Origin of the sequence: Providencia sp. 2024EL-00732, assembly GCF_044006275.1 — a bacterium.
GTDB lineage: Bacteria > Pseudomonadota > Gammaproteobacteria > Enterobacterales > Enterobacteriaceae > Providencia > Providencia huashanensis.
On record NZ_JBIPDG010000010.1, the window covers coordinates 91,036 to 115,531 of the forward strand.

Below are 24,496 nucleotides of genomic sequence, written 5' to 3' on the forward strand. Positions count from 1 at the left end.
AGCTATAAGATAAAACGAGTAAAACTTCCAGGGATTAACAAACCGTGGTCACGATAAGCCAAATTAAAATAATTCATTAATGCTTTTTTGAACCCCGTTTCTGTCGAGTATGAAAAAACACCATTATTAGAATCAAACAACTCAAATTGTTGGTTAGATATACGTTGAACCATAATTATGTGCCCTTCAGAAAGAATTGAACCATCTGACTTTCTTATATACGCCCTTATTAGTGCAGTATCACCCGGATTTAGCTCCATCACATCATCCTCTAATTTTTTGACTAAATCATGGTGCTCTCCCCTATATCTTACAGTCGGTTCTCTATGATATTTCTGGGTTTTAAATAAAGAAGGCTGAGTTTGTTTTCTCTCTATACTATCAAATACCTTCCCTGAGAAAGAAGCAGGCTTTTTTAAATCCTCTTTTAAGCTAGCAACAACAGAAAATAAGTGTTTTTGTGGGTCAACGCTTTCTTCTAACCGTTGCAAGATCTCTAAAGATAACCCATGACATAAGCCATCAGGGTGTTTTTTCTTTAATAGGTTAGGGAAACTAAATTGATCTAATTTAGCATATCGAAATGCGGTTGTTGCTAAATCGTCTCCTCCTCGATTTACCCTAAACTTTGAATATTTAGCTAATGGATTGAATAATCTTTCTGCCGCAATACCTTCTAATGTATTAATTAAATCTAACCATTTGCCGATAACCTGCACCATCAACCTTGGTGCTTTAGCAAGATTAAGTGATAAATATATTTTTCCAACCATCAAATTTTTCTTTGCCTGCTCTATATCGGCACCACGATCTGAGTTTTCAATTAGCTGCATATCTAAATATATGTTTGCTAATTTTAAAGAAATGCCCGCCATAAATTCAGCGGATATAATCCAAGGTGATGATACCCCTGTAGTTGTTAACATCATGATAACTTCAGCAGACTCAATCAACATTTTCTTGACGTCATTACTTAATTTTGCTGTTTTTTCATATGATGTATAAATAACACCGTTTAGATCAGAAAAATTTTTTTCAACTCCACTTTTTAGTAGCAATCGATAAGGGTCAATCTCAGGCTCAGTTTTAAACTGAATATTGGGGCTTCTTTCAATAAAGGTTAACCTATGCTGCCACTTCTGATTTAGTCGGTTATCTATATGTTTAATATTTTCTAAATTATTTTTGCTAAACCCCTCTTGGTCAATTTTAGTTAAATGCTTATGAATAAATTTAGCTAACTTCTTATTTTCGTGGAATGTACTAGAAATAATAAGGTCATTATCTGGAAGTGAAAAAATTAGGTTATGATGTTCACTTCCAAGAGAAAGTAAACCAGGAACAACTTTACCCTCAAATAAAACGACACTAGGCTTGATTAATCCACTAATAAACCCTTCAATAATATGTTGATAGATCTTAGGTTCTTTTGATAATTGTTGAGATGATTTTGATAAAACATGCAAAATTTTACCATGTACACTGAATTTAAAATCATCAATAAAATCAATGTCATCTATTTTTTTAAATGCAGAATTCTCAATTTCTGACATAACTGAGTCCGCAATATTTAATCGGCTTTTTTTATCATTTAATAATTTGAGTAATGTTTCATTCTTCGCATCATTATTTTTACTATTTATTTTTAAAATACTTTGAGAGCCTCCCACATGAATAAAAATAGAACGATCTGCTTCCCCCAGCAAAACCTTCCTTAAGCTAAATTCTTTTATTGTATTAGAAAACGAAATACTTCCTTTAAAGTTAGCTCCCTGATAAAAATGAACCTGCCAAACTTTATCGAGATCAGTACAATCAATACTTATGCCATTAACTAATAAACCAGATAATATTAGCTTATCTAACTCTTCTTTAGCATTCTTAACATTATTTTCTAGCTCCAATTCATTTACCTGCGTTACTTTTAATTCAGCAGCTATTCTTTCCATTTGAGTCTCTAGACTAAGTTGCGATTTTAAATCATTTTGAGACATCTCAATACTTGCCGCTGCTTCCATAGAATTAATTTTAGCAGTGAGCAATTTATATTCTTTTCTTGCATTAGCTAGCTTTACTTCTGTACTATATTTTTCAGAACTAATATACCTAAAGGCAATTGGGTTACTATTTTTAGGCAATGATTCCAAATGCTGGCTATATTCCTTACATTCTAAATCAATTTTATTTTTTTCTGCATACAAGTAATCTATTTTTTTATAGAACCCCATCCAAGCTGTAGAAAAATTGGGGTTATCAGGGTGAAGTAATAAATTAAGCACAGACAAATTTTCAGTTTCTTTGGTTAACCTTGCTTCCTCCCTAGCGATATGCTGCTTTAATTTTTTTATTTTACCTTCATTGTTTACTAACCTACTATTTTCTCGACCTAAATAGTTTATTGGCTGTCCAAATAATGCTTTAAACCTATGGCTAAAAGCTTTAGCCTCTGCTTCTTTTAACATATTTTTAGACTTATTTATTATTTTTATTCTACGTGACTTGTCCTTTTCAAATCTATTTTTTAATAAGTTAAAATCTAATGGCCAGCCTTTAGCCTCTAACTTAAAAACCAATGAGCCAATATAACTTTTTTTACCTATAAAACCAGTTTCTCTTTCCCTTAAGTGATCTAGGTATGCATTTGTTTTCATATCAAATTTTAGGTTAAGTGATTCGGAAACACTTCGTCTTTTCCTATGAAAATGAATAGTATCATTATAATTTCTTTCACCCCTTTCCATCCCCATCAAATTTGTTGTATTCTCCTCATGACCACTACGATGAATGGCATTATTTTTTTGCAGATCCAATAATAATAAGCTACCAACTATTAACCCCTTGTTACCTTTCAACGATAATTTATGATTAATATTAGGCTGAGTTTGAATTGGAGATTGAGTTACCTCAATAGCTTCGCGATGGATATGTTTCCCAATATCTAAAATTTCTTTTAATGCCTTATTAGCATCAACCTTCTCGGATTTTTTTACTATTCTCCCATTTAAGTTTATTCTGTTAGGAAAATGTGTAGTATTAGTTATATTTTTAATTATTAAAGGAAAAGATGAAATTGCATTAGTTATCTTATCAAAAATACTAGTTTCATTACTTCGCAATGAGGATTTATATGATATTTTATCCATTATCTAACTTTTAAAAATCAGTTAACATTTGGTTTTTACAATACATTATGGATATAAAAATTCTTATATAAAACATCAAAAATATTATATTTTGTATAATCAAACCACAACCCAACCATAGAAAAACCTAATGTAAATATACTTAAAGATATTTTCTAAGCATAGAAAATCTATCCAAGACATATTTAACACCATCCTAAAAAGACAATCAAATTAAGATTTAAAAATTAAATTTATTTAATATTAATGGTAAAAAACTAAGTTTCACTGTTGTTATTAAGCTATATTTAGATAATCAGATAATATTTTTGACCTGAAGCCTAAAACACTTTAAATTTAAAACTATATCAAATTTAAATATTATCTTTTTAAGAGCTTTGCTTGTTATATCTAATGAATATCGAATAGTTGTGATACATTTCTGTACGTCATTAAGGAGCTAAACAAAATGATACGCTGTGTTCGTATGTGGACGGGAGAAGATGGAAATTCTCTATTTGAAGAAGGAACTCTAGAGCTTGGTCGTGTTCCTAATGCAGATGGTGATAACCAAACTCTTCCTATAGCTGTTAGTGAACTTTCTTTTCGTGAAACCGTTTCAGGCGGATCTTTCGATTGGCATAAGGACCCCGTTCCTCGTTATGTCATCACTCTTACCGGTACTTTAGAGTTTGAAACTAAAGATGGCTCTAAGTTTGTCATTAACCCAGGTGATATTCTGTTAGCGCAAGATAATACTGGGACGGGTCATAAGTGGCGGCTTATTGGTGATGAACCATGGCGTCGTGCTTATGTTGTCTATCAAGAAGATACTCAGCTTTGCTTCACCCCGACTAAAAATTAGAGGTCATAATGGATAAACCTATTGTAGAGAATGTCGATATAGCCCTCATCGGCGCTGGTATTATGAGCGCAACCCTCGCTACATTTCTCAAAGAGTTAGAGCCTTCGTTAACAATTTCTATTTTTGAAAGATTAAACGATTGTGCTCAGGAAAGCTCTCATCCTTGGAATAACGCAGGAACCGGCCATGCGGCAAACTGCGAAATGAACTATACGCCACCTAACCCCGATGGCACTGTAGATATAAGTAAAGCACTTGAGGTTAACACCGAATTCGATTTATCGCGCCAACTATGGTCATACCTTGTCACAAAAGGCAAAATAAAAAACCCTCGCGATTTTATTCACCCTTGCCCACATATGAGTTTCGTTTGGGGTGAAGACAATGTGAAATTTTTACAGCAACGCTTTCGCCAGATGTCCGCTCACCATTGCTACCATAATATGGAGTACAGTGATGACCCCAAGCAGATCGATGACTGGGCTCCATTATTAATGGAAGGGCGTGAAAGCGATGAAAAAATTGCGGTCACTCGTGTCGCGACAGGAGCCGATGTCGATTACGGCGCTCTCACCCACCTATTAATTGCACAACTTAGCGAACAAACCGGTTTTTCTCTTCACTATAAGCATGAAGTCATTGATGTTAAACAAACAAAAGATGGTCGCTGGAATGTAGAAGTAAAAAATTTAATTACTCATGAAAAACAAGTTACTTCGGCAAAATTTGTTTTTGTAGGAGCCGGTGGGCGTGCTATTGAATTATTACAGAAATCAGGCATCCCCGAAGGTAAAGGGTTTGGTGGTTTCCCTGTCAGTGGTATCTGGTTACGTTGTGATAACGAACAAATTGCAGGGCGCCATCATGCTAAAGTTTATGGGAAAGCGGATAAAGGCTCGCCACCAATGTCAGTACCTCATTTGGATACCCGTATAATTGGGGGTAAACGTTCATTATTATTTGGGCCCTATGCAGGCTTTTCTAGTAAGTTTTTAAAACATGGTTCTTATCTCGATTTATTTGAATCGGTTCATCTCAATAATATCGAACCCATGTTAGCGGTCGCCAAAGATAACTGGTCACTTGCTGAATATTTGGTGGGGCAAGTGCTACAAACTTCTGCTCACCAGTTTGCCATGTTGCAAAAATTCTACCCTGATGCTCAACATGAAGATTGGAAAGAAGTCGTTGCAGGGCAACGAGTGCAAATTATAAAACCAGATCACGATAAGAAAGGGGTTTTAGAATTCGGTACTGAACTAATTACCAGTGCAGATAAATCCTTCTCTGTATTAATGGGGGCTTCTCCGGGGGCGTCAACGGCTGCTTTTATTGCGATAAACGTACTAAAAACCTGTTTCGATGAGCAACTTAAAGCAGAGGGATGGGAAACACGCTTAAAACAAATTATTCCAACTTATGGGGTTGATTTAAAACAAGATGCAAAAGCCTGTTTAGATATCCGGGCAGCAACGGCTAAAGTACTGCAATTAGACAACTAGCACTCCGAATAGTTGGCACTTGAATGTTTAAGCGCCAACTATTGGTTTTAATTATCTAGAATAAAATAACACGAAAACCTGGGTTTAAAAATGATTCCCTTGGCGTGTAATCCAGTACTTTCCCATGCCAATCAACCACTTTCGCACCCGCACCAATAGCCACAGCATGACCTGCCGCAGTATCCCAAATATTGGTTGGCCCAAAGCGTGGATAAAGCTGCGCCTTGCCTTCTGCAACTAAACAAAACTTTAATGAGGAACCAATTTCCACCGTAGTGTGTTCGCCCATTTGGGTTAAATAATCCATCAGTTCGCTATCTTGATGGGAACGGCTGATCACAATGACAGGGGGTTTCATATCCTGAACATGAATACGCTGTTTATGACCACCTTCTTCTTTCCATGCTTGGCTCCCCTCTGCGTAATATAACAGCCCTTTCGCGGGGGCATACACAACCCCCATCACAGGCACTCCATTTTCAATCAATGCAATATTAACGGTAAAGTCCCCATTGCGATTGATAAATTCTTTTGTGCCATCAAGTGGGTCTATTAGCCAATAGCGTTGCCAATGTTGACGAACTGACCAGTCAACAAGGTCTTCTTCCGAAAGTTGTGGAATATCTGGAGCAATACGAGTGAGCCCTGCTGCAATGACTTTATGAGCTGCAATATCCGCTTCTGTTACAGGGGAATTATCACTTTTATGTTCAACCTGCAAAGGCTCTTGTGCATTGTAGGTTTCCATAATGGCATAGCCTGCTTCTTGAGCTAGTTCACAAATTTGTTGTAGCATTTTAATCACCTCTCAATCACCCTTTACAGCAAGATTAGCAAGCGTGAAAAGTTTACGCTATAAAAAAAGCCTCACCGTTGAACCAACAATGAGGCATTTATCTAAAACTTAAGCAAATTTACTTAAATTATAAGATTTCCAATAATTCTACTTCAAACACTAATGTGCTAAATGGAGGGATAGAAGCACCCGCACCGCGCTCACCATATGCTAATTGATGAGGGATATACAACTCCCATTTAGACCCTACAGGCATCAGTGTTAATGCCTCAATCCACCCAGGGATCACGCCACTCACTGGGAATTCTGCTGGCTGACCACGTTGAACTGAACTATCAAATACTGAGCCATCAATTAAACGACCCGTATAGTGAACACGAACACGGTCTGTGCGTGAAGGAATTGCACCATCACCTTGGTTAATTACTGAGAATTGCAAACCAGATTCAGTGGTTGAAACACCCTCACGTTTTTGGTTCTCATCAAGGAATTGTTGGCCTTCTTCTGCTAATGCAGCCTGACGTGCAACACGAACAGCATCGGCGCGTTCATGAACTTCACGCAGTGCTTTATGTAGTGTTTCAACAGGCACTGATGGCATATTGCCTTCTAAAGCATCAACAAGCCCTGCCAAAATCGCATTTGGCACTAAACCTTCTAAGCCTGACTCTAATAATTGCTGCCCAACTTGTAGACCAATGCCATAACTCGCTTGTGCTTCTACTGAATCGAAATTTTGGTTTGCCATGAAAACACCCATATGGTTTTGAGAAAAAAGCAAGGATAGCAGCCTGACACTTATGGGTAAACCCAAACAATCGATCTAAATAATAAAAGCAGCTGATTAGCGATAAATTAACTCAGTGTTCTCTGAAAAATCGAGTCAGGCCCTTAAAATACAATAAAATGGTGTTAATATCGTGGAAATATGAACAAATTTACTCATTGCCTCATCAAGGAGGAGTGATGTTTAAACTTTCAAAATTTCACCGCTATGGTATTGCTACTTTAGTTCTCATTGTCGTGGTAGCCCTACTTTGGCCCGCGGAAGATAAACCGTTAAACACAACTGCACAGAATCAACCTATTGTGGTCCCACCGCCAACCACACCTGATATTACACCTGACCCAGTCATCCCCTCTCCAACCCAAGAACCTGAAACCCAAGGAGAAAGCGCACCACAATCGTTACCCTCAGAGCCCGAAATAGTGCCTGAACCCATTGACCCTGCACCGGTTGATCCACCAACGGCAACCACGCAACCGCCAAGTGAAGAACCTAATACGGTGAGCCCATCAGCCAATAAATGGCAGAATTATCGCGTACAAAAAGGCAAAACACTCGCCCAACTATTTCGTGATAATAACCTGCAAGCCAATGATGCCTTTACCATGGCTCGCGTTGAAGGCGCAGAAAAGCCATTAAGTAATTTGCGCCAAGGGCAAAAAATTCGTTTGAAAGCAAATGCAAAAGGCGAAGTCCAACTATTGGAAATTACCGCATCTGATGGGAAAACTTATAGCTTTGCTAGGTTAAGTGACGGTGGCTATTACCGTACGCCATAGTAAATAACGATGGGCAGCTTAATTCACTGTCATTAAGCTGCCCGATAAGCGACATCCAACCACTATTTCCCTCTCACCTACCTGCTTTTGCTGTATACTTAAAGTTCTTTCAACCTAAAATATACACATTAACAAATTATTATGCTAAAAAACAAATGGGTTAAACTTTTTTTAGGGCTTTTTTTCCTATTGTTAGCCATCATTATTGGTTATATTTCTTGGATTAAACTCAATGCTAATGCACTCTGGAATATCATTAATAGCCAATGCATTCCCCAACAACAAACTCACTCAATCACTCCCCCTTGCCTAAAAGTCGATACGGAAAATCAGTATGTGTTATTTAAAGACAAAAAAGGGCCATTACATAACTTAGTTATCCCTACCAGTAAGGTTAAAGGGATTGAAGCAAAACAATTAATAACGGCAAATGTGCCTAACTATTTCGCTTTAGCTTGGCAAGAACGGGCCAGTTTATTGCAACAATCAAAAAAAGAGATCCCTGATGATTTATTAGCTATTGCCGTTAATTCGCAATATGGGCGTTCACAAGACCAATTACATATTCACCTTGCCTGTTTAAAACAAGAAGTCCACCAGAAACTAAACCAATTTTCGTCAACGATAACAACAGACTGGGCTTTTCTACCAACTGAGCTCGTTGGCCATCATTACTTAGCAAAAAAACTTCAATCTGAATTTAACGATGCAAAAAATCCATTCAATCAACTGTATGATTATGTTGTGAAACATCACGACGAGATGGGAAATTATGGTTTAGCGATGGTACAGCTGAAAGATGGCTCAAAGGTGTTGCTAGCAAATCGGTTGGATATCACAGAGTTGAATTTAGGTTCAGCGGGGGAAATACTCGACTACCAATGTTTAGCAAATCAATAAAGTTTAGCGTTTAAATACATTAAAGCTAATTCCAATGAATTACTTAGAATATAGGTTATAGGGAAATAGATCCCCTAGAAAGCAAAAAACACCGGGCTATGCCGGTGTTTTTTATTGCACCACTGATAAATCAACAGTGCATACCATCATTTTTGATTACTCAGCAACGATGATAACGTTCAGCTCTGCGAAAACATCGCTGTGTAACTGGAAGTGAACTTCGTGGTCACCAGTAGTACGCAGAACGCCGTTTGGTAGGCGAACTTCGCTTTTCGCGATTGCAACGCCAGCTGCAGTAACTGCATCAGCGATATCACGAGTACCGATTGAACCGAACAGTTTACCTTCGTCACCAGCTTTAGAAGCTAAAGTTACAGAACCCAGCGCAGTAACTGCTGCTGCACGAGCCTGTGCTGCTGCTAGAACGTCAGCTAATTTAGCTTCCAGTTCAGCGCGGCGAGCTTCGAAGAATTCGATGTTTTTCTTAGTTGCAGGAACAGCTTTGCCCTGTGGAACTAAGAAGTTACGAGCATAGCCCGATTTAACGTTAACCTGATCACCTAGGCTACCTAGGTTAGCTACTTTATCAAGCAGAATAACTTGCATTACCTTATCCTCTTAAGTCGTTAATGGACTGTACCAATTACTGATGACGATCAGTATATGGTAACAGAGACAGGTAGCGAGCGCGCTTGATAGCACGAGCGAGCTGACGCTGATATTTTGCACGAGTACCGGTAATACGGCTTGGTACAATTTTACCACTTTCAGTGATGTAGTTTTTCAGCGTTGCGATATCTTTATAGTCGATCTCTTGAACGCCTTCCGCTGTGAAACGGCAGAACTTGCGACGACGGAAATAACGTGCCATATGGCTAGTCTCCAGAATCTATCAAATCAATCTGCTCGGCATGGAGGACTATCTTGCTAATTCCATTGCGCCCTTGATGAGTGCTAATGAAACCGCTTACTGTAATCCAACTGCCGACCGTTATACTGTGAGTATGGGCTTGTAAGGTTTGTCCGCTGGCGATAATGGGCATTCTGCACCATGCTTGCCTTGACAACCCCGCTTCCTGTTGCTTCGAACGATGTTCTAAAACAAACTGGCAGTGAGGAATGCCTGACGGACTCACTTTTCGAATCAATGCTTTACAGACTATGCCTGTGAGCACTAAACGATTGGTGGTCACCTGCGCAATTACTCTTCAGAATCCCCAGCTTCTTCAGCTTCTTCTTCCTGATATTCATCAGATAGGTCACGGCCACGACGTTCGTCTTTAGCTTTAACCATTGGAGAAGCTTCTGTTACTGCGTGTTTTAAGCGCATAACCATGCTGCGGATAACGGCATCGTTGAAGCGGAAGTTAGTTTCCAGCTCATCAATCGCTTCCTGTGGAGCTTCTACGTTCAGAAGAACATAGTGAGCTTTGTGCAGTTTGTTGATTGGGTAAGCCAGTTGACGACGGCCCCAGTCTTCCAGACGGTGGATCTGACCTTGTGCGTTAGTGATAACAGCACTGTAACGCTCGATCATGCCCGGAACCTGTTCGCTTTGGTCAGGATGGACCATAAAAACGATTTCGTAATGACGCATTAGTAGTTGCTCCTTACGGATTATTAGCCTCCTGTCTGGGTTAACCGCGGCCCGCGGAGGCAAGGAACTTATTGAGTGCGGCTAAAAAATTGACGCGTAACTATACCCATCCCTGAGATAAAACTCAAGTGATGGATGCAGTTATTACCATAATATTTATTTGCTAACACCCGCCAGACGTTGGCGAACGGCTTCAAACAAGCAAACCCCTGTTGCAACGGAGACATTCAGTGACGAAACTGAACCTGCCATCGGGATACTGATTAGCTCATCACAATGCTCCCGAGTTAAACGGCGCATACCTTCGCCCTCTGCTCCCATCACTAGAGCAATAGCCCCCGTTAGCTTGCTTTGATACAAGTTATGGTCAGTTTCTCCCGCTGTCCCCACAATCCAAACATTGTACTCTTGTAACAAGCGCAAGGTTCTTGCCAAATTTGTAACTCGGATAAGCGGTACATTTTCGGCCGCTCCACAAGCAACTTTTTTGGCTATTGCATTCAATTGAGCAGACTTATCTTTCGGTACAATAACTGCATGAACACCAGCCGCATCCGCACTACGTAAACAAGCCCCTAAGTTATGAGGGTCTGTCACGCCATCGAGTACCAATAAGAATGGCGACTCAGTATTGTCGAGTAAGTCGGGCAAGTCACCTTCTTGATACTGCTTACCCGGCAACACTTTCGCAATAATACCTTGGTGAACCGCCCCTTCAGTTTTCCCATCCATCCACTGACGATTGGCAACTTGAACGACAACACCTAAGGCTTCGATTTCACGCACGAGTGGCATTAATCGACGGTCTTCGCGGCCTTTCAGAATATACACTTCTTTAATGCGTTGCGGTGAACGCTCAAGTAAGGCTTTCACAGAGTGAATGCCATAAATCATTTCGCTCATAAATTTCTTATGTATTGATAAAAATGTAAAAGTGGCGCGTTTACGCCACTTTCGTTAATTAACAAAGTATTACAGCTAAGAAAGACCTATCCATCTTGTTTTGGTATTTTCTTTGCAACACGTTTTGCTTTTAATTTAGCCGTAATTTTCTTGGTTTTATCGGAAGGTTTTTTACTCTTTCCTTTACCTTTCACATCTGGCTTAGCATCACCTTTATTGGCTTTTTTCTCAGAACGACGGAATGCAGAATCAGGCTCGAAGTTTTTCTCTTTGCTTGCATCCCCTTTTTTACGGGTTGAACGCGTCGCATTTTTGACATCTTTCTTCATTCTGTCCCGAGTCGTTTTACCAGGGTTTTTAGCCTTGCGAGTTGTTGAAATCAAAGCAAAATCAATTGTACGCTCATCCATGTGCACGGCTTCAACACGGATTTCCACTTCATCACCAAGACGATAGGTCGTACCCGATGACTCACCAATTAAACGTTGACCAATAGCATCGTAACGATAGTAATCGTTATCCAAGGTAGAAATATGCACTAAGCCATCAATAAATAAATCATTCAGACGAACAAAGAAACCAAAACCGGTCACGCTGGTAATTAACCCTGTGAAAACTTGACCAACTTGATCCTGCATAAAGTCACATTTCAGCCAGTCTGCGACGTCACGAGTTGCTTCATCAGCACGGCGCTCAGTCATCGAACAATGCTCACCTAATTGTAGCATACTGTCCATATCAGAATGCCAGCCACCCGTTTCAGTCCAGCGTTTATCCGAATGACCGTGCTCTTTAGCCAGCAAATACTTGATACCACGGTGTAATGTTAAATCCGGGTATCGGCGTATTGGCGACGTAAAGTGGGCGTACGATTTTAAACCTAAACCAAAGTGACCGCGATTTTCTGGGTCATAAATAGCTTGTTTCATTGAACGCAGGATCATAGTTTGCAGCAATTCATGATCAGGGCGCTCTGCCACTTCATTCATGACCTGAGCATAGTCTTTTGGCTCAGGTTTCATTCCGCCGGGTAAAGTTAAACCTAATTCACTGAAAACAGAGCGTAAATTCATCACGCTCTCTTCTTTCGGGCGATCATGCACGCGATATAACGCGGGCTCTTCGTTTTTCTCAACAAACCGAGCTGCCGCAATATTAGCTAAAATCATGCACTCTTCAATCAATTTGTGTGCATCATTACGCTCAACCGGCTCGATACTTTCAATGCGGCGTTCAGCATTAAAAATAAATTTCGCTTCTTCAGATTCAAAAGAAATCGCACCACGCTCAATACGTGCGGAATCTAATGCTTTATATAGTTGGTGCAAATGCTCAATATGTGGCACGAGTGCTTTATAGTGTTCACGTAGCTCTTCATCACCTTCTAAGATTTTCCATACTTTTGTATAAGTTAACCTTGCATGAGAGCTCATAACAGCTTCATAAAATTTGTATGAAGACAGTTTTCCTGATGCAGACACCGTCATTTCGCACACCATACACAAGCGGTCAACACCTGGGTTTAATGAGCACAGACCATTTGATAGCACCTCAGGCAGCATAGGGACTACTTGAGATGGGAAGTATACCGAATTACCGCGGCTACGCGCTTCGGTGTCTAGAGCTGTCTGCGGACGAACATAGTAACTAACATCCGCAATTGCGACCCATAAGCGCCAACCTCCGCCTTTCTTCGGTGCACAATAAACGGCATCATCAAAGTCGCGGGCATCTTCACCATCAATTGTCACTAAAGGTAAGTCGCGTAAATCAACGCGCCCTTTTTTGGCTGACTCAGGGACATGCTCACTGAGGTCAGCAACTTGTTTTTCAACTTGAGGTGGCCAAGAATGTGGAATTTCATGGGTGCGTAATGCGATTTCAACCGCCATTCCGGTTCCCATCGTTTCACCCAGTACTTCAATAATATTACCGACAGCTTGAGAACGGCGTTGTGGACGAGTGACTAACTCAACAACTACAACATTCCCCATACGAGCGCCATTAATTTTGTCTTTAGGGACCAAAATATCAAAGCTAAGGCGGCTATCATCAGGTACAACAAACCCCATGCCTGACTCAATAAAATAACGGCCAACAATTTGGTTATTACGGGGTTCTAACACGCGGACAACACGGACTTCCGTGCGCCCTTTGCGATCTTGCCCATAAGGTTGAGCCAAAATGATATCGCCATGCAAAGCGCGTTTCATTTCATCTTGAGACAAATAATAGTCTTCTTTTTTACCATCAACGCGTAAGAAGCCATAACCATCACGGTGGCCTATTACCTTTCCTTTTAATAAATCTAGGCGTTCTGGCAACGCATAGCACTGGCGGCGTGTAAAGACCAGTTGACCATCACGCTCCATCGCCCTTAACCGGCGACGTAAAGCTTCTAGTTCATCTTCAGTTGATAAGTTCAATAATTGTGCGATTTCTTCGCGTTTGGCAGGAGCTGTACGTTTAGAGATAAGGTCAAGAATATATTCTCGACTTGGAATTGGTGACTCGTATTTTTCTGCTTCTCTTTCCTGAAAAGGATCTTGTGACATCGTTACCTCCGTTGTCATCAGAATTCATAACTACTGCGAATATTAATCAAGCAGTAATTGATAGAGCGGGCTGTTATCTTTTACCATGTCCGCCAGCGTATATTGATCAAGTTCTTGTAAAAACTGCTGTATTGCTTGGTGTAATACACCTTTCAAACGACACGCAGGTGTTATGTGGCAAAATTCACCACTACAATTAACAAGTGTTAGGGGCTCTAATGCCCTAACCACATCCCCTATACGAATAGATTCAGCTGGTTGCCCAAGTGTAATCCCGCCATTTTTACCTCGGGTGGCTTTTATATAACCTAGGTGACTGAGTTGATTAATAATTTTCACCATATGGTTACGAGATACACCATAAACTTCGGTGACCTCTGTAATACTGGTCATCTTCCCCTCACCGAGAGAAGCCAGATAAATCAGAGCTCGTAATCCATAGTCTGTAAAACTCGTTAGTTGCACAATCACCTCAAAATTTTGGCTTTAACGCATTTGGCCACAAAGCGATTAGTCTAAAAAAGCTTTTGGCTTAAAAAATGTGACTTACCTTAAAATGCATATTTTCTATTTTACTCCCAGAAACGTTACTTTCTGCATAAAATAGAGCACGTAAGTAAATTATATAGACTTAAATACAGTTTAGCGTATTACCCAAATCAAATATGCACTTAATTGCACAAAATACATACAGAAGATTCAATTTTATCAATCATTATGCGGATATTATGTGAAATTTGGAATGCTTTATCAAAGAAGATACATCACAAGGCAGGAAATGTGGATAAGGCAGTAAAAAAACAGCGCCTGTATTAGGCGCTGTCAGTGTTATTACTCAACGTCAAATGGGTCACGTAAGATCATTGTTTCTGAACGATCTGGACCGGTTGAAATAATATCAACTGGAATACCGGTTAAGTCTTCAACACGTTTAATGTAATTCAAAGCAGCTTGTGGCAGTAATTCTCTTTGTTTCACACCAAAAGTTGTTTCTTTCCAACCCGGCATTGATTCATAAACTGGCTCTAAACCATCCCACTCGTCTGCCGCCAAAGGCGTAGTTTCAAGTATTTGGCCATCTGGACGACGGTAACCGACACAAAGTTTAACTTCTTCTAAACCGTCTAACACGTCCAGTTTAGTCATGCAGAAACCTGACAATGAGTTGATCTGTACCGCACGGTTAATAGCAACGATATCTAACCAACCTGTACGACGTTTACGACCTGTAGTCGCACCAAATTCTTGGCCTTTCTCACGCAGGAAGTCACCCACTTCATCAAATAGTTCAGTTGGGAATGGACCAGCACCAACACGTGTAGAGTAAGCTTTAATGATACCCAGTACGTAGTTAACATAGCGCGGACCTAAGCCTGAACCTGTCGCAACACCACCAGCCGTTGTATTTGAAGACGTCACATAAGGGTAAGTACCGTGGTCGATATCCAGTAATGTACCTTGCGCACCTTCAAACATCACTAATTCATTCTTCTGATTGGCTTTATAGAGCAGATCAGAAACATCAATTACCATGCCAGTCAAGATGTCAGCAACAGCCATAATATCATCTAACGTTTTCTGGTAATCAACAGCAGGTTCTTTATAGTAATGAACCAGTTGGAAATTATGATATTCAACGATTTCTTTTAATTTTTCTGCAAACGTTGCTTTATCAAACAAATCACCAACACGTAAACCGCGACGTGCAACTTTATCTTCATAAGCAGGACCAATACCACGACCCGTTGTACCGATCGCTTTAGAACCGCGTGCTTTTTCGCGCGCATTATCTAATGCAATATGATAAGGCAGGATCAGTGGGCAGGCTTCAGAAAGACGTAAGCGTTCTCGAACAGGAACACCGCGGTCTTCCAATTCTTTCATTTCTTTCATTAATGCATCTGGCGCTAGAACTACACCATTAGCAATAATACTGATGACATTTTCACGAAGAATACCGGATGGAATTAAGTGGAGAACGGTTTTTTCACCGTTTACAACAAGAGTATGGCCAGCATTATGGCCGCCCTGATAGCGAACTACATATTTAGCACGCTCTGTCAGCAAGTCAACGATCTTGCCCTTCCCTTCGTCACCCCATTGGGTGCCCAGTACGACAACGTTCTTACCCATTTTGAAATACACTCGGTTGCTTAAAAATGAATTCTACCATCAAAAATGAACTGTTCCAGTGATATTTTGGCATTACAAAAATTTTTTTCTGGAAAGCAAGTAAAATGGTATTTTTATTTCTGCCGTAAACTCAAAGTGAATATCATCAGTTGAGCAGCTTAAATTTTCCCTGAAAAATCCTACACTTAAAACGACAGGCGAAAAAAAGCCCACCGAAGCGGGCTTTTCTTTAATAGCTTAACAGTTATTTTGCTAGGTTGCACGCAACTTAGCTTATTTATTAATCTGTCGCGCGAAGCTTAGTAGGTGCTTTCATAAAGCGGAAGAAATCGGTATCAGGACTCATTACCATCACGTCTTCACCACTCTTGAAGCTTTGCTCATAAGCACGCAAGCTACGAATAAATGCATAGAACTCTGGGTCTTGGTTGAATGCATCAGCAAACAGTTTCGTTGCCATTGCATCGCCTTCACCTCGATAAGTCAGAGCAGTACGTTCAGCTTCTGCTAGGGTTTCAGTTACAGTTTTATCTGCAACTGCACGAATTTTAGTCGCTTCTTCCTGACCTTGTGAACGATGCTGACGAGCTACCGCTTCACGCTCTGCACGCATACGAGCATAGATAGCTTCAGAAACTTCATTTGGCAGTTCAATACGTTTAATACGTACGTCAACGACTTCAATACCTAATGCAGCCATACTATTTGCATTAACAACCAGTGGCTTCAGGTTAGTTTCTTCTTCTACACGTTTTGCTGCATCAGCAATCGCTGCATCCGCATCTTTCGTTGCTTCGTCTGTAGCAGAACCTTTATTCAGTGCATCACGGACATCAATAGTTAAACGACCACGAGAGTCTGTAATGATATCTTTAACGCTTAAACGACCAAACTCAGAACGTAAACGGTCACTAAACTTACGTTTTAATAGTGTTTCTGCTTGATATGGGTTACCGCCACCCGTCGCTACATAGTAACGGCTGAAATCAGTAACGCGCCATTTCAGGTATGAATCCACCATTAAATCTTTGTTTTCACTCGTCAAATAACGGTCAGCTTGAATTTCCAGCGTCTGAATACGTGCGTCTAACATTTTAACCGTTTCAATAAATGGCACTTTAAAATGTAGACCCGGCTCATAAATGATCGGCTTGTTTTCAGAGTCACGCAGAACCTTACCAAAACGCAAAACAATACCGCGATCCGTTTGAGGCACAATAAAGATAGATGCGTATGCAACTGCCAAAATGGCAATAACGATAACAATTAGCGATTTACGCATGATTATTGTCTCCCTACTCTAACTGCATCACCACGGACAGCGTTATTTGGCTGCGTAGAAGTTGCGCCTGAAGATGACGAATTATTACTTGGTGTCGTCATTCTTGCTGATGGAGCCACTTTTGGTGCTTGTGCTGCATTACCATTACGCATAATTTGATCAAGCGGCAGAACTAGCATGCTGTTGCTCTTATCATTCGCGATGATTTTACGTGTATTGCTCAGAACTCGTTCCATCGTATCAATATAGAGACGCTCACGAGTTATCTCTGGCGCAGCACGATATTCAGGTAACATTTTGGCAAAGCTTGCCACCTCACCCTCTGCTTTGAAGACCACACTCGCTTTATAAGCTTCTGCTTCTTCAATCAGCTTTTGAGCATTACCTTTTGCCAATGGAAGAACTTCATTTCGATAAGCATGAGCTTCACGAATTGTTTTTTGTTCTTCTTCCCTTGCTGCAATTACGTCATCAAAGGCTGCTTTAACATCCTCTGGTGGACGCGCGGCTTGGAAGTTGACATCGAGTAATGTGATACCCATTTTGTATGGTGCGATTGTTGCTTCGAGCTCTTTTTGTGTGACATCACGGATAAAAGCACGATTCGTAGTCAGTACTTGCTCCATCGCAGACTGACCAATAACACCACGCACTGCGCTATCTAACGCCTGACGTAAACTGTTGTCTGGGTTCGTTACACTAAATAAATATTGTGCTGGGTCGGTAACACGATACTGAACGTTCATTTCAACGCGGATCACGTTTTCATCTGATGTTAACATCATGCCATTTGTAGCTTGTTCACGAACAGTTTCTACGTTAACAGGTATAACCCTATCAATAAACGTAGGTTTCCAGTTCAAACCAGGCCCAACAATGCCACTATATTCACCAAAACGTAAAACTACACCACGGTCACTTTCTTTAATGGTGTAGAAACCTGAGCCGGCCCATACAACAACGATGGCAGCAAGAGCTAACATACCTAAACGGCCACTAATTGGTGATGATTGTTTGTTATCACCATCACCGCCACCGCTGCCTTTATTTCCACCAAGCTTACTGCCTAGTTTACGAAAGAGATCGTCGAGATCATAAGCCCCACGTTTCCGACCACCTTTGTTCCCGCCAGAGTTGCCGCCTTTATTGCCGCTTCCCCACGGATCGCGGTCTTGTCCGTCATTACCGGGCTGATTCCACGCCATGTTTTAGCTCCATTCTTTATGATTGATTTTCAGGGCTAAGAGCGATAGGGCTCTTAATATCAATTCCATTGCCTAACTATACAATTATATAACGTAGTCAGGTAATTGCTGCTCTTGTTTGCATAGACGTCGCCAATCCACCATTGGCATACGCACCTCAAGGCCGATTGAGCCGTCCTCTTCCAACCACTCACGTTCGATAGATTGGAGTTGATAAAAACGGCTTCGCAAACGACCTTCATTAGGTGGTAAACGCAATTCAACATGTGCGATCTCACCTGAAAGACGTTCCGTCAATGCTTGTAACAGCAACGGGATACCATCACCCGTTTGTGCTGAGACCCAGACACGAACAGGTTTGTTATCCTCATCTCTGTCGATACGCGGGATAAAATCTTCCAGCATATCCACTTTGTTCATCACTAAAAGTACGGGTATTTCATCCGCTTCTATTTCTTCCAACACGCTTTCAACCGCATGGATATTTTCATCCAAACGATTATCTGCTGCATCGATAACGTGCAGCAATAACGTTGCTTCACGTGTTTCTTGCAGGGTTGCTTTAAATGCCGCAACCAAATCATGTGGCAAATGACGGATAAAACCCACAGTATCTGCAAGAACCACGCCGCCAACATCTTCTACATCAATACGGCGAAGCGTTGGGTCAAGTGTTGCAAATAGCTGATCAGCAGCATAAACATCCGCGGCCGTCATACGGTTAAACAGGCTGGATTTACCTGCGTTGGTATAACCCACAAGGGATATAGTTGGAATATCCGCCTTGCTTCTCGCTTGACGCCCTTGTTCACGCTGTTTTTCCACCCGGCTAAGACGAGATAAAATTTGTTTGATTTTGTCCCGTAATAACCGCCGGTCTGTCTCAAGTTGAGTTTCACCGGGACCACGTAAGCCAATCCCGCCTTTTTGTCGCTCAAGATGCGTCCATCCTCTCACTAAACGAGTCGATAAATGCCGTAATTGAGCCAATTCAACTTGAAGTTTACCTTCGTGCGTGCGTGCGCGTTGAGCAAAAATATCTAAAATTACCCCTGTACGGTCAACCACCTTACATTGGCAAATCCTTTCGAGATTACGTTCTTGAGCAGGGCTTAGAGTATGATTAAACAACACCACATCTGCACCACTTTCCTCAACGGCTTGGGCTATTTCTTCTGCTTTTCCTTCACCAACAAAAAACTTTGGATGAGGAGCTTTACGACTGCCCGTAACTATTTGTACTGGCTTTACCCCAGCAGATGTCACAAGTGACTCGAATTCTGCCAGATTATCAACGTCTTTTTCTTGAGAAAAAAAGACATGGACTAATACCGCTAGTTCACCGCCTTCATACCTATCAAACAAGGTGTAACCTCTTAGGCTAAACAATAATTGCAAAGGAAAAACATAGGTATAGTCTCCCTACCCATGCTTTCCTTGTCTTTTAGCGTACAAACTTACTCAGTTACTTCGCCATCTTGCGCTGCCGGAGCACCTGAATGGTAATTACCATTACCAGTACCAGTGCTGCCACCAGTACCGCTATGGTGGGAGACAGGGCGAGCAGGGACAACAGTAGAGATAGCGTGTTTATAAACCATCTGACTAACTGTGTTTTTTAATAAAATGACAAATTGGTCAAAAGATTCAATTTGCCCCTGCAATTTGATGCCATTAACGAGATAAATAGAGACCGGAACCCTTTCACGACGTAATGCGTTCAGGAACGGATCTTGCAAAGATTGCCCCTTAGCCATTCTATGTTTTCCTTATTTTGTTGTTTTTAAAAGAGAATCTTTAAGATTCCAAAATTAACTACTCAAAAATTGCGCTTAACGTTCTAATTGTACACAAACATCAGTCCTATGCACATACAACCTGCATAACTGTGTCAAGCGCTTGCTGAGGTTGTTCACTATCTAACCAGTGAATATTTTCCCAGCCTCTTAACCAGGTAATCTGGCGTTTTGCCAATTGGCGAGTTGCACAGACCCCCCGATAAATCATTTCATCATGGCTAATTTCGCCATCTAAGTATGACCACATTTGCCGGTACCCCACACAACGAATTGAAGGGAGATCGACATGTAAGTCACCTCGTTGATAAAGCGCTCGCACTTCATCTTCAAAGCCCGCGTTTATCATCTGATGAAAACGTTGTTCTATACGCTCATGTAAAATTTTACGATCTTGTGGCGCAATAGCAAACTGAAACACATTATAAGGCAATTCTTCACCGGCTGTTTGTGTCATTTCAGTCAAAGTTTGTCCCGAAATGAGATATACCTCTAAAGCACGGGATAATCTTTGTGGATCATTAGGGTGGATCCTTGCTGCCGCAACCGGGTCCACCTCAGCCAAACGACGGTGAATTTCATCCCACCCTTGTTTTTGTGCAATTTGTTCGATTTCTGAGCGAATAGCAGGATCTGCAGAAGGTAATGGTGAAAGCCCTTCCAACAATGCTTTGAAATACAGCATCGTACCGCCTACTAATAATGGGATTTTACCTTGTGCTGTAATTTCCCCCATTACATTTAATGCGTCACGGCGAAAGTCGGCAGCACTATACGGGAGAGCTGGATCGAGAATATCAATCAAACGGTGGGGAGCTTGGCTGAGTTCTTCTGCCGTTGGTTTTGCTGTACCAATATCCATTCCACGGTAAATTAATGCCGAATCGACACTAATTATTTCCACAGGCAGATGCTTGCGAAGTTCTATCGCTAAAGCGGTTTTACCTGAGGCCGTTGGACCCATTAAGAATATTGCATCAGGTTTTTTCTGAGTTACTAAATCACTCATTTGTTAGTGTAGCTACCACGGATTGTAAATTAATTAATTGTAATAATGTTGATGGAGGATTTCTCACCCACTGCGGACAAACCCGCTCAACATCAGCCAGCAACTGGACAGCCTGAGCTAAACTCCAGCTTTCATCTGGTTTCACCTGTGAAATCGCTTTAGCGAGCCATTGTGCGATATCTTCATCGGTTACGCTTTCTTTTGTCGATAAAAAACCGAGCAAGTCAGAAAAAAGCTGTGATAAATTTTGTGTTCTTAGTGGTAACGATACCGTATGAATTGTTACTTTTCCATGAAATATCGTGGCTTCGATACCAAATATTGTCAATTGTTCCTTGTACCGCTGTAAAACCTCTATTTCATCACTTTTAAGTGACAATTTTAGAGGGATTAACAATGGTTGAGGCTTTAAACCACCTTCCGCAGGTGACAATTGCGCAAGTTTCAATAAATAATTAGCTTCCGTTAAGGATAGCAGGATTAACCCTAATGAAGACTCAATTAATGCAAAGTTTTTTGCGTAAATTGTCAATACTTTGCCAAAAAGGTAGTCATCCGCATTTTTTGCTACAGATTGTGACGTAACTTGCGGGTTATCTATAGTTTGCCTTTCTGGAAAAAGCGTTTTTTTATCTTCAGGGGCAACAGGGATCGACATTAAGCTTTGGTAAAGGCTACCTGCTTTTTTGTCGTAGGCCGGTGCGAGGTTTTTTGATTCTGTCTTTATGGCCCCTGAATATGTCGCTTTTGGCTGTGATAGCAAAGGCTCTGCAACTTGCTTTTCCCTGCTCTCCTTTCCGTACGACTCGTACGACGGTTTCAGTGGCTCCCGAGCGTCATATTCAGTTTCAGCAAGCTTCGTTGAAGAAGATACAGAAGAAAAATAATTATCCCCTGCTGAGGTACGGTTTTCAAATTCTGCATTTGCAGGTTCAATACCAGGCAATTCACCAATTGATGCTGCTTCTAGTAGGACAGTACGAACAGCCTGATAAATAAAATCATGGACTAAGCGAGCCTGATGGAAACGTACTTCATGTTTTGCCGGATGCACATTAACATCAACCTGTTTCGGGTCAATGGTCAAATAAAGGACATAGGCAGGCTGCTGGTTTTCTTCTAAGTGCCCTTCATAAGCTTGACGTATTGCATGATTAATCAGCCGGTCACGCATCATTCTACCGTTCACATAACAATATTGTGCTTCACTAACTGGCATATTCGATGGTGAAACCACCCAGCCTTTAATAGCAAGGTCACTATGTTCCCAAGATAAGCTCAATGCGCCTTGCATAAAAGCGGTACCACAGATGGTACCAAGCCGCCTTTCTTGTTGAGTTTCATCATGGGCAGCACGATATTGCTTCACCAATTTGCCATTGTGCGTCAGGTTAATAGCAACATCAGGGCGAGATAACGCAATACGACGAACAATTTCATCGATATGGCCAAATTCCGTTTTTTCTGTACGCATAAATTTGCGCCGTGCTGGCGTGTTATAGAATAAATCTAACACCTCAACGGTTGTGCCATTTGGGTGGGCCGCGGGCTTAACTAACACTTCCATATCCCGACCTTCAGCGTAAGACTGCCATGCTTCTGTTTGATCTGCTGGTTTTGATGTTAAGGTCAAACGTGAAACCGAGCTAATACTAGCAAGAGCCTCCCCTCTGAACCCCATACTCATAATCGCTTCAAGGTCATCTAACGTTGCGATTTTACTGGTTGCATGACGTGCTAAAGCGAGGATCAGCTCATCTTTGCTAATCCCACAGCCATTATCACGGATGCGGATCAGTTTCTCTCCCCCACGTTCAATATCGATATCAACCCGTGTAGCCCCAGCATCAAGGCTATTCTCAACAAGCTCTTTCACTACTGAGGCAGGCCTTTCAACCACTTCACCTGCGGCAATTTGGTTTGCGAGTTGAGGAGAGAGAATGTGTATTGCCATGACCCAAAACCCCTTAGCGTGGTGCCGCTTGTATTGGATTCGCAAGGAAATATTGGCGTAACCCTAAATGAATAGCTTCAGCAACTTTGTCTTGATATTCATTGGATTTCAACAATTGCTCTTCAGCTGTATTACTGATAAACCCTGTCTCAACTAAAATTGATGGAATGTCAGGAGAGCGAAGTACACCAAGGCTTGCATGTTCTGGTGTTTTTTTATGAATATTGCCAACTTTCCGTAGTTGTTCGATAACTTTAACCGCAACATCATAACCAACTCGTTGGGAATGACCAAATTGCAGGTCTAAAACCGCTTGGCTTAAGTAAGGATCAGCACCACTAAGCGCATCACCTGCCCCACCTAATAGTTCCGATTGTTTCTCACGTTGCTCTAACCAGCTACCTAATTCACTGTTTGCACGCCGGTTAGATAATACCCATACAGAAGCCCCACGAGCACGGCTATTCGGCGCAGAATCGGCATGTATAGACACTAACATGTTAGCGCTTTTTTTACGTGCAACCTCAGAGCGACCGCTGACTGAAATAAAGTAGTCGCCATCACGCGTCATTGCGGGCTTGAACATTGGGTCCGCCTCAAGGCGCTGATATAACTTGCGTGCAACACTGAGCGTAACATCTTTCTCTCTGTAACCATTTTTACCAATTGCCCCGGGGTCCTTTCCTCCGTGCCCTGCATCAATCGCAATTACAACTTGTTTAGAGCCTTTTGGCAGTTGCTTATTATTAACGGGAACAGGTGTTGCAACAGGGGCTGGCTTATTCATTTTTAATGGTTTATCCGACGCACTATTTGCCACTGGAGCCGCTGCACTACTCGTCCGATTTAGTGATGCTGAATTTGCTGAATTACCGGTATAAATGGTAAATATTAATTGGTATTGGCCAGAAACTTGCTTAAGTTGCACTTTAGTTTTTGCAGCCCGAGACAACTCCAAGACGACCCTTTTATGTTGATTATCTGACGGTTGGCTCGAGCGCACCAATTTAACTAAATCACCCGCGGGGACTTTAAGGGGGAGCCCAATGATCTCGCCCCGTTGTTTTAGATCAATAACAAGGCGCTCAGGTGAATGCAATGGAAAATACGAGTAATCAGGCTTACCATCGGTAAAGCTTAGGGTCACTTCTGCCTGTGATGGGCTATTACTGACTTGAATATTAGACAACGTCGCTGCCTGTGCTTTCGCAACAAACAACCACACTATCGACAACATAAACAGGAAGAAAACAGTAAAAAAACCCTTTTTTGTTATTTTATGTATTGATGCATTCAACATGAGCAATAGCT

At 41.2% G+C, this 24,496-nt stretch carries 22 protein-coding genes; 4 read left to right on the plus strand and 18 right to left on the minus strand.

What is annotated here, in order from left to right; genetic code table 11:
- Positions 1-2: 2 nt before the first annotated feature.
- The gene (locus tag ACHB7C_RS15425) at positions 3-3,143 is read right to left on the minus strand and encodes a hypothetical protein (protein WP_272678269.1); all 3,141 of its coding nucleotides are present in this window, start codon (positions 3,141-3,143) and stop codon (positions 3-5) included.
- A 448-nt stretch (positions 3,144-3,591) separates the two neighbouring features.
- On the opposite strand from ACHB7C_RS15425, the gene ACHB7C_RS15430 reads away from it, so the two are divergent.
- Both ACHB7C_RS15430 and mqo read left to right on the plus strand, forming a co-directional pair.
- A complete protein-coding gene (locus ACHB7C_RS15430; protein WP_042845785.1) occupies positions 3,592-3,987 on the plus strand; it encodes a cupin domain-containing protein in 396 nt (131 codons plus the stop codon).
- An 8-nt stretch (positions 3,988-3,995) separates the two neighbouring features.
- Positions 3,996-5,489: a malate dehydrogenase (quinone) gene (gene mqo / locus ACHB7C_RS15435; RefSeq protein ID WP_131680921.1), complete on the plus strand. Its 1,494-nt coding sequence runs from the start codon at positions 3,996-3,998 to the stop codon at positions 5,487-5,489.
- 55 nt (positions 5,490-5,544) lie between these two features.
- Here mqo and cysQ read toward each other — a convergent pair whose 3' ends face one another.
- Positions 5,545-6,285 carry a 3'(2'),5'-bisphosphate nucleotidase CysQ gene (cysQ, locus tag ACHB7C_RS15440; protein ID WP_042845789.1) on the minus strand — a complete coding sequence of 247 codons (741 nt, stop codon included), beginning with the start codon at positions 6,283-6,285 and terminating at the stop codon, positions 5,545-5,547.
- 127 nt (positions 6,286-6,412) lie between these two features.
- Positions 6,413-7,033 carry a peptidylprolyl isomerase gene (locus ACHB7C_RS15445; protein ID WP_042845791.1) on the minus strand — a complete coding sequence of 207 codons (621 nt, stop codon included), beginning with the start codon at positions 7,031-7,033 and terminating at the stop codon, positions 6,413-6,415.
- 218 nt (positions 7,034-7,251) lie between these two features.
- Here ACHB7C_RS15445 and ACHB7C_RS15450 point away from each other — a divergent pair, with 218 nt between their 5' ends.
- Positions 7,252-7,851 carry a LysM-like peptidoglycan-binding domain-containing protein gene (locus tag ACHB7C_RS15450; RefSeq protein ID WP_042845792.1) on the plus strand — a complete coding sequence of 200 codons (600 nt, stop codon included), beginning with the start codon at positions 7,252-7,254 and terminating at the stop codon, positions 7,849-7,851.
- Positions 7,852-7,992: 141 nt separating this feature from the next.
- Positions 7,993-8,751: a CDP-diacylglycerol diphosphatase gene (locus ACHB7C_RS15455; protein WP_042845795.1), complete on the plus strand. Its 759-nt coding sequence runs from the start codon at positions 7,993-7,995 to the stop codon at positions 8,749-8,751.
- Positions 8,752-8,907: 156 nt separating this feature from the next.
- On the opposite strand, the gene rplI is transcribed toward ACHB7C_RS15455, so the two are convergent.
- The 15 genes from rplI to amiB form a co-directional block, all read right to left on the minus strand.
- A complete protein-coding gene (rplI, locus tag ACHB7C_RS15460) occupies positions 8,908-9,357 on the minus strand; it encodes a 50S ribosomal protein L9 (protein WP_042845797.1) in 450 nt (149 codons plus the stop codon).
- A gap of 37 nt (positions 9,358-9,394) precedes the next feature.
- The gene (gene rpsR, locus ACHB7C_RS15465; RefSeq protein ID WP_000135199.1) at positions 9,395-9,622 is read right to left on the minus strand and encodes a 30S ribosomal protein S18; all 228 of its coding nucleotides are present in this window, start codon (positions 9,620-9,622) and stop codon (positions 9,395-9,397) included.
- 4 nt (positions 9,623-9,626) lie between these two features.
- Positions 9,627-9,944 carry a primosomal replication protein N gene (gene priB, locus ACHB7C_RS15470; RefSeq protein ID WP_042845802.1) on the minus strand — a complete coding sequence of 106 codons (318 nt, stop codon included), beginning with the start codon at positions 9,942-9,944 and terminating at the stop codon, positions 9,627-9,629.
- An 8-nt stretch (positions 9,945-9,952) separates the two neighbouring features.
- The gene (gene rpsF / locus ACHB7C_RS15475) at positions 9,953-10,348 is read right to left on the minus strand and encodes a 30S ribosomal protein S6 (RefSeq protein WP_042845804.1); all 396 of its coding nucleotides are present in this window, start codon (positions 10,346-10,348) and stop codon (positions 9,953-9,955) included.
- 156 nt (positions 10,349-10,504) lie between these two features.
- The gene (rlmB, locus tag ACHB7C_RS15480) at positions 10,505-11,251 is read right to left on the minus strand and encodes a 23S rRNA (guanosine(2251)-2'-O)-methyltransferase RlmB (RefSeq protein WP_071548703.1); all 747 of its coding nucleotides are present in this window, start codon (positions 11,249-11,251) and stop codon (positions 10,505-10,507) included.
- Between the two features lie 86 nt (positions 11,252-11,337).
- On the minus strand, positions 11,338-13,806 hold the full coding sequence (rnr, locus tag ACHB7C_RS15485) for a ribonuclease R (protein WP_129466638.1): 2,469 nt from the start codon (positions 13,804-13,806) through the stop codon (positions 11,338-11,340).
- A 42-nt stretch (positions 13,807-13,848) separates the two neighbouring features.
- The gene (gene nsrR, locus ACHB7C_RS15490) at positions 13,849-14,271 is read right to left on the minus strand and encodes a nitric oxide-sensing transcriptional repressor NsrR (RefSeq protein ID WP_004907407.1); all 423 of its coding nucleotides are present in this window, start codon (positions 14,269-14,271) and stop codon (positions 13,849-13,851) included.
- A gap of 366 nt (positions 14,272-14,637) precedes the next feature.
- Positions 14,638-15,939 (minus strand): adenylosuccinate synthase, encoded by a 1,302-nt coding sequence (locus ACHB7C_RS15495; protein ID WP_042845810.1) that lies wholly within the window; start codon positions 15,937-15,939, stop codon positions 14,638-14,640.
- A 280-nt stretch (positions 15,940-16,219) separates the two neighbouring features.
- Positions 16,220-17,221 carry a protease modulator HflC gene (hflC, locus tag ACHB7C_RS15500; protein WP_042845811.1) on the minus strand — a complete coding sequence of 334 codons (1,002 nt, stop codon included), beginning with the start codon at positions 17,219-17,221 and terminating at the stop codon, positions 16,220-16,222.
- A 2-nt stretch (positions 17,222-17,223) separates the two neighbouring features.
- Positions 17,224-18,426 (minus strand): FtsH protease activity modulator HflK, encoded by a 1,203-nt coding sequence (hflK, locus tag ACHB7C_RS15505; RefSeq protein ID WP_042845813.1) that lies wholly within the window; start codon positions 18,424-18,426, stop codon positions 17,224-17,226.
- 84 nt (positions 18,427-18,510) lie between these two features.
- Positions 18,511-19,791: a ribosome rescue GTPase HflX gene (gene hflX, locus ACHB7C_RS15510; RefSeq protein ID WP_395347830.1), complete on the minus strand. Its 1,281-nt coding sequence runs from the start codon at positions 19,789-19,791 to the stop codon at positions 18,511-18,513.
- Between the two features lie 92 nt (positions 19,792-19,883).
- Positions 19,884-20,183 carry an RNA chaperone Hfq gene (gene hfq / locus ACHB7C_RS15515; protein WP_042845817.1) on the minus strand — a complete coding sequence of 100 codons (300 nt, stop codon included), beginning with the start codon at positions 20,181-20,183 and terminating at the stop codon, positions 19,884-19,886.
- Positions 20,184-20,289: 106 nt separating this feature from the next.
- Positions 20,290-21,231 (minus strand): tRNA (adenosine(37)-N6)-dimethylallyltransferase MiaA, encoded by a 942-nt coding sequence (miaA, locus tag ACHB7C_RS15520; protein WP_042845818.1) that lies wholly within the window; start codon positions 21,229-21,231, stop codon positions 20,290-20,292.
- Entirely contained in the window at positions 21,224-23,185 is a 1,962-nt protein-coding gene (mutL, locus tag ACHB7C_RS15525) for a DNA mismatch repair endonuclease MutL (protein WP_210855480.1), read from the minus strand. The genes miaA and mutL overlap by 8 nt, the downstream gene beginning before the upstream one ends.
- A 13-nt stretch (positions 23,186-23,198) precedes the next feature.
- Entirely contained in the window at positions 23,199-24,485 is a 1,287-nt protein-coding gene (gene amiB, locus ACHB7C_RS15530; RefSeq protein ID WP_042845820.1) for an N-acetylmuramoyl-L-alanine amidase AmiB, read from the minus strand.
- Between the last annotated feature and the right edge of the window lie 11 nt (positions 24,486-24,496).